The organism is Rhodovulum kholense (genome assembly GCF_003053725.1).
GTDB classification, from domain to species: Bacteria; Pseudomonadota; Alphaproteobacteria; order Rhodobacterales; family Rhodobacteraceae; genus Rhodovulum; species Rhodovulum kholense.
In genome coordinates, this window is the sequence record NZ_QAYC01000017.1 from 54,119 (window position 1) to 65,479 (window position 11,361).

The following is an 11,361-nucleotide window of genomic DNA, read 5'->3' on the forward strand; positions in this document are numbered from 1 at the left end:
CCCCCTCAGTACCGGAACACGCCGGTGTCGATCCAGTATTCGTCGTCAAAGCCAAGCGTGTGCAGCTTCAGCACGACGTCGCCATTCTTCATCCCGCCGCCGTCGCCATCCTCGACCTGCGTGATCTCGAACGCCTCTCGCAGCGCCTCGCGTCGCAGCTTGGCCTCGGAATCCTCGCGCTCGTCATCGTCGTAATCGGCCTTCTCGAAGGTCACCCGGATCGGCGTCGGCCGCCGCTGGGCGTTCGGATTGGCGAAGTCGAGCCGGAACAGCGGCGTCGTCGTCCAGCGTTCGATGGGCAATTGCCGCGAGCCGATATGAACAGGCGAGAACATGGCGACCGTGGCTTCCTGCGCGCCGCCCTTCGTATCCAGATCGAGATCCGAGAACATCAGCTTTTCGTCGAGGATCTGGCCATTGTAATCCATCTCGCCGACGAAGCGGGCGGTCGATTTCATCTGGAAGGCGCCGGTCGTCACCTTGAAGTTCGGGATCCGGCTTTCGGACAGCGCGATCAGCATGCCGCCCACCGCGACCGTGCTTTTCGGGTCGCCGATGCGCTGGGTGATCGGGTCGCGGAACGGATACCAGCGCCCGGTCTTGTAGGTATGCATCGAGACCAGCCGATAGGGCGGCACCACCAGCAGTTCCTCGACGATGGACCGCACCGCCGGCAGCCGCGAGGGCCGCCCGGTCAACAGCACCACATCGACGCCCAGATGGTCGATCACCTCGGCCATGTTGCCCAGCACCTTCTGGAACGCCTCGCGGGCGATGGCGTCGACATCCTCGCGCGAGGTTGTGATCGTCACATCGGCAAAGCGCCAGTCGGGCGCGCCGACATCGCGGGCGGCCTGCTCGACATAGGCCAGGATCTCGTCCGAGATCAGCGGCTCGGCCGGGCCGGTCCGGGGCGGCACGACGCCGTCCTCATCGGGTTCTGGCGCGGGCCGGGGCAGGCCCAGCGTCTCGGCCACGGAAAGATCGAAGCGGTCGTATTCGGCGGCGGTCTCGGAATGGGTCAGGATCGCGACCGCCAGCGGCATCAGCGCGCGCAGCGCGAACTGCCGGCGTTTCTGCACCACCTGCTGGTCCTGCCCGCCGATATCGCCCGCGAAGAGTTCACGCAGCTTCTCGCCGACATAGCGGCCGCCCGCCGCCTCGATCGAGGTCTGAAGCCGCGGCAGCACGATGCCCGAGACCACGCGTTGCAGCATGTCGTCGCCTGCAACCCGAAAGCCCTCGCGGAAAGTCTGGACCGGGTGCAGCACGCGGTTGGCCTCGGACCAGTAGGTCGAGATCATCAGATCGGTGGTGCCGCCGCCGATGTCGATGCAGGCCAGCCTGAGGCTTGGGCTCGGCGCGGCCTCGCCGGGGCGGATGCGGTCGCGGCCCTTCAGGCGCAGGAAGGCCTCGATATTGCCGTCGAATTTCTGGGTGATCTCGCTGTAGAGATAGACCAGCTGGGTGCAGCTTGCCTCGTCCCATTCGACGGTGACGGCGGGCTTGGTCTTGTAGCGGTCCAGCGCCTCGTCCATGCCCAGCATCGCCCAGACCATCTTCAGCGCGCCCTCGGCACGGCTGCGCATGATCGCCTGTTCCTGCACCGAGGTCGCGGTGGGCAGGGTCAGGATGATGCGGTTCAGCCGGCGCGGCAGGTCCGATTGCGCCCGGCGCGACCGCGAGGCGGGGTCGTTGATCTGCACCAGCGCATGGCTGAAGATCTCGGCCAGCATGAAGCCGAACAGAGAGGACCGCGAAAACCGTGGCCGGATCGCGCGGTCCGACGAGGTGCGGCCGCGGCGGCGCAGGCGCTGTTTCTCCTCATGGCGAACCTGTTCGATCACATCGCCCGCCTCGTTCAGTTGCCGCATCGCCGCGCGCACCGATTTTGGCAGGTTGTTCGGGTCGAAATGGTTGTGGAACCGCCAGTCCTGCTGGCGCGCCTCGTCATCCCAAAGATAGCGTTTCGGCGAGGACAGGCCCGACATGGTCTCGGTGCCTTCCTCGCGCTGAATGAGCCGCAGCGCCTCGGGGCCGACGCGCACGAAGCCCGGCCACATGAAGGCATTCCTGCGCCCCGAACGGCTGGCGAAGCGGTCGTCGCCGAATTTCAGCTCGGCGAATTCGACGCGGCTTTCGAAAAGCCCCGAATAGTACAGCTCGGGCCGGGACAGGTCGCGGATCTCCAGCGGGAAGGACCGCACCAGATCGACGCGGGATTCCCCCGGGAAGCGTTCAATCAGGATGCCGCAGGTGCGCGAATTGCCCACATCGAGCACCAGATCGACATCGACCGGCGTCACCGCATCGCGTTCCGAGACGGTGTTGACGAAGCGGATCTTCGGGATCTTCACCGCCTGGTCGATGACTTGCAGACAGGCCAGATAGCGCGCCCAATGCTCGAACTGATGCGGCAGGGTGTCTTCGGAAATGTTGCGCCCGGGCCGTTCGGCCCGCTTGAAGGACAGGAACAGCTCTTTCAGCCAGTCCGATACCCAAAGCTGCGGGTCGCGCGGCTGGCCGTCCTCGCCCTCCTCGATCCGGCGCAGGAACCAGTCCATCTGGGCGGGGTCCGAGACGAAGCGGAAATCGCGCGGATTCTCGGCATCGGCGATCTGCGGCGCGACGTAGTGCGCCGACTGATCCTGTGCGGTCAGCGCGGTATCGAGAGCGATCTGCACGCGGTGGGTATGTCCGGTCTCGGGGTCCGGGCTGGCCAGTTCCACCACCCGCATCCGCGCCCAGGTCGAGGGGCCGGGATCGAAGCGTTCCTCGCCCGCGGGGCCGCGTTCGGATTTCATCCTCAGCACCGGCACCGGGACCCATTTCGACAGGAAGGGTTCCAGCGCCGCGGCGGGGCGGACCGAATATTCGTCGTCATCGGGCTTCGCGGCAGCTTCGAGCGGCGCGTCGAGCTCTTCGTTGCCGGTCAGCGGGATCAGCATCCGTTCGTCGGGCGCGTCGTCGACGGTGCGCTCGATGAACCGCCAGGGGCGCGCGGTCAGCTTGTCGATGGCAAAGCCGAAATCCAGCATCTGGATGCCGGAAAAGGGCACGACGGTGATGTCCTCGTGCCAGTTCACGAGCGGCCGGAGCTGTTCCTTGCGGTCAGAGATCATGGCAATCCGGGATAGTTGATGGTGGTGGTCCAGCTTTCGCCCTGACGGCTGAGGGTGCCGTTTTGCAGGGCCTCGCTGTCGGCATCGCGGATCAGCAGCTTGAAGCTGTCTGCGCCGCGCGTGCGGTCCTTGAAAAGCGTGACGGTGGCCCGGTACTGGCCCGCGGCCGGGCCGTTGAAATAGATGTTCTCGACCGGATCGGCGCTGATCCGGTCGGCATTGCTGTCGACATCCAGATGGCCATTGCAGACGTTCTTGGCGCGATACCAGATCCGCCCGCCGGTCGGGCAGGTCACGGCGAGGTCGATATCCGAGGCGCCGGTCCAGAACAGCGAGAAGTTCAGATCGCCCCGCGTCGCGCCCGCATCGTCGAGCGCGCGGTCATAGCGGCTTTCCTCGACCGGGGCGGCGGGTGGCGGCGGAGGAGGGGGGGCTGGCTGGCAGGCCCGGTCGGCAATGGCGATCTCGCGCTCGATCCGGTCGATCTGGTCCTGCAGGATCAGCGTGCTGGCATCGGCGGCCGAGGCCTCGGGCGGCGGCGCGGGGCAAAACGAGGCGCCCGCAAGCCCGCGCAGCCCGCAGGCCGGGACCAGAAGCGCCACGATGGCCGCCAGCATCAGCGCGAGGATCAGCCAGCCAAGCCAGAGCAGCAGCGGCCAAAGCGCGATCCCGCCGCCCCGTGTCGCGACCGCAGCGGCGGTGGCGCCGGCGGGCATCGTTCCGGTCCCTGCCGCCCCGGCCGCAACTGCGGCGACCGGCGCGCGTGGCGGGGTGCGGGCGGCGCCGGTCAACTGGCCGCGCTCGGAGCGCCGACTGTCGCCGGTCCAGGCCCAGTTGACCAGAACGGGCTGCGGCGCGGGGCCGTCTCCGATGGCATGGATGCAGTCCTCGCCCGGCACCTGCAGCGCATTCCGCAGCGCCTCGGACAGCCGTTCGGCCGCGGGGCTTCCCTCGGCGCCGATCTCGTCGGCCAGCGCCCCGATATCCGCGCGCAGAGCCTCAAGCCTTTGCAGCAGCGCCCCGCGTTCTTCGGGCGCCAGCGCATCGAGCCGCCGCACCCGGCCCGGTATCGGCGCATACCAGTCGTAGCGGTCGCCCTGCTCGGTCGCCACCGGCTCGGCGAACAGGGCCGCGTGATCCGCGCCGAGCCGGTCGCGCACCGTATCGGCGATCAGTTCGTAGGATCGCTGTTCGCGGCTGCCCAGCGCGGTCAGCCCGGCCGACGAGGTGGTGACGATGAGCGCCTCGAACATCGCCGCCGTCCTATTCGCTGGGAGAGGAACGGAGGTTGAAGTTCGGCACCCCGGTCGAGGGCGCGGCGGCGCCCGCCTCTTCCGGCGTGTCGGAGGCGGCCGGGGGCACCATCGGGCGCAGTAACTGCGGCTGGCAGGGCCGGGTGACGGTCGCAGGCGTCAGCGCGGCGGATTCGAGGAAGGCCAGCAGATCGCCCGAGGAGAGCGCGAAGTTCAGATTGCGCAGCGCCCCTTGCCGGACGAAGGTGTTGACCCCCACGACCCGGCCGCACATGTCGACCAGCGGCCCGCCGGAATTGCCCTGCGAGATCGGCGCCGAATGCACGACGGCGGGCGTGCCCTGCGCCAGCACCTGTTCGGCATTGACGGTGCCGTCGGTGACCGCGAGGTCCGGCACCGGGTCGGTGCCGCCGCGCCAGTCGCCCAACAGGTCGTCGGGATAGCCAGCCGCGATCACGCTTTGCAGCTTGAGCGAATGGTCGGGCTTGAGCAGCGTGAAATAGGGCGCGTTCACCCCATGCACCCGCAACAGGGCGAAATCGCGCCCGGTGCTGCCGAAGGGGCCGTCGGTCTTGATGACCGTCACCGGATATTGCTGGCCGAGGCCGCGATTGGTCACGAAGATCCGGTCCTCGGGCGCGCCCTCGACGACATGATTGTTGGTCACCACAAGGTCGGGGCCGACGAAGAAGCCCGATCCGCGTTCGGCGCGCACCTGCTGGCCGGGCTGGGCATCGGCATCGGCCAGATAGCGCACGACCATCACCGTGCGCGCCTCGATCAGTTCCAGCAACGAGGTCAGGTCCATCGCCGAGGCGCCGTCCGAGGGTACCTGCACCCGGGACGGATCGGGCGGCAGGATCGGGCGCGGATCGGCGGCGGCGCGGCTGCCGGGGGCATCGGCCGGGTTGGCCGGATCGGGCGGCAGCAGCCCCTCGATGGTGCGCCCGTCGGGCATGGTCAGCGTGCCGTCGGGGCGGCATTGCGCGCCTTCCAGCGCCGCCTGCAGCCGCGCCAGCCGCTGTTCGAGCGAGGCGTTGATCTCGGCCACGGCCGTTGCTGCTGCGGCGCGGTCGAGGGCCATGTCGGGGGCGCGGGCCGGAAAGATCCGGGTCCCGGGCATGAGCAGCCAGGCCAGCACGCCGCCCGCGATGAGAAGCAGCACCAGAAGCGGCACCCAGGCGATGGGGCCGGGCCAGACGCGCCGCACGGGCTCGGGCGCGATCGGGACGGGGGCGATGGCGGCCCCGGCGGGACCGGCGCCAGAGACCGGAGGCGCCGCCTCGGCCCCGGCGGGCGCGGCATCGCCCCGGCGGGCCAGTGCCTCGGCGGCACTCAGCGGCGGGGCCCCCGCCAGCGGCAGGAACCGTCCCAGCGTCGCCGCGACATGGGCGCCCCGGGTGTCGGGGTCGCGGGCCATGCCGAGGGGCAGCATGCCCCAGTTCAGGATCACCGGCTGGCCGTCGACCACCCAGATATCGCCATCGGGATGGTTTGCCAGATGCAGCGCCGCGCCAAAGAGCGGACCGTCCTCGGGATCGCCCAGATGGGCGCGGATGCCGCGCAGCCGTTCGCTCAGCGCCGCCTCGACCCGGACCCGGTCGGCTTCGTCCAGCGCGCGAAGCGGTCGGCCCTCGCCGGGATGATCGGTGTACCAGGCGACGCTGGCCGGGGCGGAATCGTTGCCGCGGCTCAGCAGCGGCTCGGCGAACAGCGCGGCCGCCTCGGGCGAGACCCGCTCGCGCAGCGCCTGGGTCAGCGCGCCATGGCTTTCCAGCGCCAGCCCGCCGCCGATCTCGAGGCACTGGCTCAGCTCGATCTGGCACTTGGTCAGGAAATGCTCGGCCATGGTCACTGGTCCTCGGTTCTGCGGCGCAGGCGGACCTCGCCGCGGCCGCCGGTCTCGGGCTGGAAATTCACGCAACTGGCGCTGCCGTCGCCCGCCAGCTCGCAGGTGATGATGCGCTGATGGATGTAGCCGCCGTCGGAACAGCGCAGATTGCCCGGTTCGCGCACCTCGAGGCGCTGGTCGCCGCCCGCCGCGCCGCTCAGGTCGAGGAACTGGCCCGAGACCGCGCCCTGGCAGGTGGTGCCATTGGTGGCGGTCATCGTCTCGCGGCCATTGCCCTGGCGGTCGAAGCACATCTCCCACTGGGTGTAATGGGTGATCCGGCCGGTCTGGATGTCGCGGGTGCGGAAATCGGAATCGAGCTCCCAGCAGCCATCCAGCACGCGGATGTCGCCGCGGCTCCAGCTGCCCGGGTCGATCCCGGCGCTGTCCGGCGCGGGGGCCGGTTCGGGCTCGGGCAGAGGGGCGGGCGGGGGCGCGGGCGACGCCGCCTCGCATTGCAGCGCTGCCAGTTCGTTCTCGGCCCGGCGGATATCGCGCGTGAGCGCCAGATTGCGGTCGCGCAGCGCGTCGAGCCGCGCGGCCGCCGCGATGTCGGCGTCGGACGGACAGCTTTGCGGAAGCCATCTGTCCAGCACCGCAAGCTCGACCCGGCAGGCGGCGAGGGCCGCATATCCGGCTGCGCCGACAATGGCCAGAAGTCCCAGCGCCATTCCGAAAATCGCCGCACGCAGCATCTCAATCCGCCGTCATCAAACGCATTCGCAATGCGAAATTATGCCTTGAGTTAATGGCATTTGAAACAGCGGGTCAACCGCCGCGCGGGTCCCGGACCCGAAGGCCGGGGCCCGTGCGGGCGCCGGTCGCGTCCGGGCGCCGGTCAGTTCTGCTGAAGGTTGAAATTCGGCATGCCGGTCCCGGTCGCCGAGGTCGCATTGCCGCCACCGGCAAGGCCCCCGGTGCGCAGCGCCGCGCGCATCACCGCCACCCGCTCGCCGCTCTGGCTGGGCCGGACGGCCGGGTCGGCGCCCCGGTCCAGCGCGTCGAAGGCGATGTCGTACCAGCCCTGCGCCTGGTCGGGATTGCGCGCAGTGCCGTAGCCGCCGCGCAGATGGTGGCCGACCAGCTCGGCATAGGGCCGGGCGCCGGTGCCCACCAGCATCAGCGCCGAGGCCAGCGCGACCCGGGCATCGTCGGTGCGATAGCCATAGCCCAGGCAGACCGTCGCCGCGTCGGTGATCTGGCGCATGTCGGCGCCGATGTCGCGGACGCGCCGGTCGGCGGCCTCGGTCAGTTCCACCGCCGAGCGGCTGCCAAGCTGCCCGATCTGGTCGGCCATCCGGTCCACGACCCAGCGGCAGTTCTCGGACAGGGTCTGATCGGTCATGCCGCTGCCGTCCAGCAGGTTTTCGGACCGGCTGAGAGCATAGCTGCTGGCGCTGCAGAACTGTTCGTCCATCGCCTGACGCGCGCGGTCGGGGCCGGTGATCCCGGCCGGGGTCAGGACCGGACCGCTGGCATTGGTTACCATCTGGCTGCTGGCGCAGGCATTGGCCATCGAGGCGCTGGGCGTCGGCATCTCGGGCAGGCGGGGCTGCGTCGTTTGGCCGGTGGAAGCCCCCTGCACCGGGCAGCGTCCGGTCTCGCGGCAATAATCGCCGCCGCGCGTCTCGGTCTGATAGGCGCGCAAGAGCTCCTGACCATAGATCCCCGGATAGGCTGCACCGCGGCCAGCCTGCGCCCAGTTATAGGCGCCGACGAGATTCTGCCGCTGATAGGGGTCGAGCTGGCCGGTCGCCGGATAGCCCATGTAGGTCTGATAGCGCGAGATCGCCTGGCGGGTGTTGCGGCCCATCACGCCGTCGGCGCCGCCCGCCTCATAGCCGAAATAGTTCAGCGCCTGCTGGTCGGTGCGCACCGTCGGATCGGCGACCGCGCGGGGGGCGGGCGCAGGCGCGGCGGTGCGCTGCGGGGTGCCGCTGGGTTGGGTCTGGCGGTTTCCGCCCAGCCCGCAGCGGCCCGGATTGGCCATGCAGAAGAAGGCGCCTGCGGCGATGCCCAGCTTGACGACATCGCCGGTATCGGCCCGCAGGGGGGCGGGGGCCGACAGGCTGAGGGCTGTGGCGGTGGCGGCGATCAGGAAAGCCCTGGGTGTCATCTCGATGTCCTCCAACTCACATCCGGCGACCGGACGGTGTTTTGCCCGAACATAGCGTATCGTCAGCCGGGGTCGACCGCTGATCGGCGTCGGAGGCAGCGGTTGGACCCCGTCCCGGCAGGCGCCCGCCGATCCGGGACCCGGGCGAGGACGTCCCCTTGGGCTTGATGCCCGTGGCGGGTCGTGTGGCGGGCAGGGCTCCGAAGGCGCCCCGCCCGCTTCTCCGGCTCAGTTGCCGATGTTGAAGCTCGGCAGCGCGGCCGGGGCCGGGGCGGCGGCCCCCGCGGCCGAGGCACCGGTCAGCACCGGGGCGGGCGCTCGGCCATCGAGGGCGGCCCGCATGATCGCCACGCGCTGGGCGCTCTGGCTCGGCAGGAAGACCGGCGTGGCACCACCGTCGAGCGCGGCGAAGGCCGTGTCGTACCATCCGCGCGCCCTGGCCGGATCGGCGCCGACCCCGAACCCGTCGCGCAGATGGTGACCCAGAAGCTCGGCATAGGGCCGGGCACCGGCGCCGACCAGAAGCATCGAGGCGGCCAGCACCAGATCGGAATCGTCGGTGCGGTAGCCGTAGCCCAGGCAGACCTCGCCGGTCTGGATCAGGCCCTGCGGATCGGCGCCCGCGGATTGCCGGATCTTCTGTTCGGCCGCGGCGGCCAGATCGGCCGCCTCCCGGCCGCTCAGCGCGTCGGTCTCGGGCCGCATGAAATCGACGACCTGCTGGCAGTTCTGGGCCAGCTGATCGTCGCTGACCCCGGCGCCGCTCAGCATGCTTTCGGTCGTGCTGACGGCATAGGTGCTGGCACTGCAGAACTGTTCGTCCAGCGCCTGGGTCGGGTTCGTCACCCCGGCCGGGGCGGTCACCGCCCCGCCATTGGCCGAGGACACCATCTGCACGGTCTGGCAGTGATCGGCGACCGAACGATAGCCGGTGCTGTCGGGCAGCTCGAAGCCGGGCAGCGCGCCCCCCGTTGTCAGCACCTGGTTCGCGACCTGCTGGGGCGCCTGGCCTTGCGGCTGCAGGAAGGGTTGCGGCGCGCCCTGCTGCGGATAGGACGGCACCGGCACCTGCGACGGCATCGCGCCATTGGCGCCATAGCCGGTTTCGGAGGGATAGCCGTTGGCCGCCGGATAGCCGGGGCCGCCCGGATAGCCGTTGGCTCCGGCATAGCCCTGTCCGCCGCCATAGGCGTTCTGGCCGCCATAGCCGCCGCCCGCACAGCGCCCGGTCTCCTGGCAGTAATTGCCGCCGCGGGCATGGCTCGAATAGGCGCGCAGAAGCTCCTGTCCCTGAATGCCGGGATAGGTCGCGTTTCCGCCCGACTGCGCCCAGTTATAGGCGCCGACGAGGGTCTGGCGCTGATAGGGATCCAGCTGGCCGGTCACCGGATAGCCCATATAGCCCTGATAGCGCGAGATCGCGTCGCGGGTCCGGCGGCCCGTGACGCCATCGGCGCCCCCGGCATCGTAGCCGAAATAGTTCAGCGCCTGCTGGTCGGTGCGGACCGTGGGGTCGCCCGCCGGGCGGGCCGCGGTGCGGTTGCTGCGGCCCTGATTGCGGCCGTTCAGACAGCCGGTGACGGCACAGAGGATCGCCCCCCCCACAATCACCTTGCCCAGATCGTCGGCCCGGACACGCTCTGCGGGCATCGTCAGGGCGAGGCTGGCCATCGCCGTGGTCACAAAAAACGTCCTGACACGCATTCCCTATCCCCTGTAATTGGAAGTCAAATCTTAATCCGTTTAATCATAGCGAATTACGCCGCACGAATCTTCCAACAAAAAGCCCGTGCGCTCAAGGCGTTCCGGGCCTTGACGGAACGCCGGGCGCGCCGGTCCGGGGCGGCTGCAGAATCGGCCGCCCCGGTACTTTCCCGGTACTTTCCCGGTGCTTTCCGGTTGCTCTCGGGCTGTTTTCGCGCTGTTTTCCCGGGCCGTTCCGCGGCCCGTTGCGGGCGCTTTCAAGCTCCGCGATGCATGACCAGAACTGCGGCAAGCGCCAGAGCGATCCCCAGCGCGTCGCGAAGCAGAAAGCTTTCGCGGAACACCAGAACGCCCAGAAGCGCCAGCGCGATCAGCGTGGCCGAGGCATAAAGCACGGCAACCAGCGCCAGGGCGTGGTCGCGCATCAGATAGAACCAGGCGAAGGCGGGGCTGCCGTAGCAGACGGCCCCCAGCGCAAATCCCCAGGATGTGAGCCCCGTGGGCGAGGCGGATGCAATCTTTATGAGAACGTCGCCGGCAATGGTGAATGCGGTTGCCAGGGCAAGCCAGAATACCGTTTCCAAGAAAAATCTCCCGTACCGGCGCCCGACCTGCGTGACACGGTCGGCTTTCCGGCAGAAGAAACGTGAACGACCTCCCTCGCACACGCGGTCCCATCATCCGCCGGATTTCGGGCGGAAGTCAACGGGGCGTGGCGGGAGGAGGTCGCTGCCGGAAGCCCGGGCCTTCGCTTTCTCCGCGCGGCTCGCCCCTGCGATCCTGGGGCATCGCCGCGCGGAAAACGCGGGTCGGGACCTAAAAGTCCTTCCAGTCGCCGCCATTCGCGATGCGGCGCGGGGTCAGGTCCGCCGCCGGTGCGGGCGCGAAGGCCAGAGGCGTCGTTTCGCGCGGACGCACCCCGCCGCCGGTCTGGGTTTTCAGACGGAACCGGGCGACGAGGCTTTGCAGATTGCCCGCCTCCTGCTTCATGGTCACCGCGGCGGCGTTCGCCTCCTCGACCATGGCGGCGTTCTGCTGGGTGACCTTGTCCAGCTCGTTGATCCCGACATTGATCTCGCCAAGCCCCACCGATTGTTCCTGCGCGCCGGTCGCGATCTCGCCGATCAGCACCGCGATGTTGCTGACGCGCTCGACGATGTCGGTCAGCGCCTCGCCGGTGCGGTTCACCAGCGCCACGCCGGATTCGACCTGATCGGAACTGGACGAAATCAGCGTCTTGATCTCTTTCGCGGCCTCGGAGGACCGCTGGGCCAG

The 11,361-nt window shown here is 69.4% G+C and carries 8 protein-coding genes; all 8 read right to left on the reverse strand.

Translation table 11 applies throughout. The annotated features are described in order from the left end of the window. Window positions 1-5: 5 nt before the first annotated feature. On the reverse strand, window positions 6-3,122 hold the full coding sequence (locus tag C8N38_RS17670; protein ID WP_108028463.1) for a virulence factor SrfB: 3,117 nt from the start codon (window positions 3,120-3,122) through the stop codon (window positions 6-8). Continuing rightward, the gene (locus C8N38_RS17675) at window positions 3,119-4,375 is read right to left on the reverse strand and encodes a hypothetical protein (protein ID WP_108028464.1); all 1,257 of its coding nucleotides are present in this window, start codon (window positions 4,373-4,375) and stop codon (window positions 3,119-3,121) included. The genes C8N38_RS17670 and C8N38_RS17675 overlap by 4 nt, the downstream gene beginning before the upstream one ends. Before the next feature lie 10 nt (window positions 4,376-4,385). After that, a complete protein-coding gene (locus C8N38_RS17680) occupies window positions 4,386-6,224 on the reverse strand; it encodes a trypsin-like peptidase domain-containing protein (protein WP_108028465.1) in 1,839 nt (612 codons plus the stop codon). A gap of 2 nt (window positions 6,225-6,226) precedes the next feature. Beyond that, window positions 6,227-6,961: a hypothetical protein gene (locus C8N38_RS17685; RefSeq protein WP_108028466.1), complete on the reverse strand. Its 735-nt coding sequence runs from the start codon at window positions 6,959-6,961 to the stop codon at window positions 6,227-6,229. A 143-nt stretch (window positions 6,962-7,104) separates the two neighbouring features. Beyond that, a complete protein-coding gene (locus C8N38_RS17690; RefSeq protein WP_245895790.1) occupies window positions 7,105-8,382 on the reverse strand; it encodes a peptidoglycan-binding domain-containing protein in 1,278 nt (425 codons plus the stop codon). A 228-nt stretch (window positions 8,383-8,610) separates the two neighbouring features. Then, window positions 8,611-10,065: a peptidoglycan-binding domain-containing protein gene (locus tag C8N38_RS17695; RefSeq protein ID WP_245895791.1), complete on the reverse strand. Its 1,455-nt coding sequence runs from the start codon at window positions 10,063-10,065 to the stop codon at window positions 8,611-8,613. Between the two features lie 278 nt (window positions 10,066-10,343). Next, on the reverse strand, window positions 10,344-10,670 hold the full coding sequence (locus tag C8N38_RS17700; protein ID WP_108028467.1) for a hypothetical protein: 327 nt from the start codon (window positions 10,668-10,670) through the stop codon (window positions 10,344-10,346). A gap of 232 nt (window positions 10,671-10,902) precedes the next feature. Further along, window positions 10,903-11,361: methyl-accepting chemotaxis protein (locus C8N38_RS17705; protein WP_245895792.1), on the reverse strand; the 459-nt coding region annotated here is incomplete at its 5' end.

Bases quoted from the DNA above. Each gene is read 5' to 3' on its own strand.
- C8N38_RS17670 (WP_108028463.1), bottom strand. From the start codon at position 3,122: ATGATCTCTGACCGCAAGGAACAGCTCCGGCCGCTCGTGAACTGGCAC.
- C8N38_RS17675 (WP_108028464.1), bottom strand. From the start codon at position 4,375: ATGTTCGAGGCGCTCATCGTCACCACCTCGTCGGCCGGGCTGACCGCG.
- C8N38_RS17680 (WP_108028465.1), bottom strand. From the start codon at position 6,224: ATGGCCGAGCATTTCCTGACCAAGTGCCAGATCGAGCTGAGCCAGTGC.
- C8N38_RS17685 (WP_108028466.1), bottom strand. From the start codon at position 6,961: ATGCTGCGTGCGGCGATTTTCGGAATGGCGCTGGGACTTCTGGCCATT.
- C8N38_RS17690 (WP_245895790.1), bottom strand. From the start codon at position 8,382: ATGACACCCAGGGCTTTCCTGATCGCCGCCACCGCCACAGCCCTCAGC.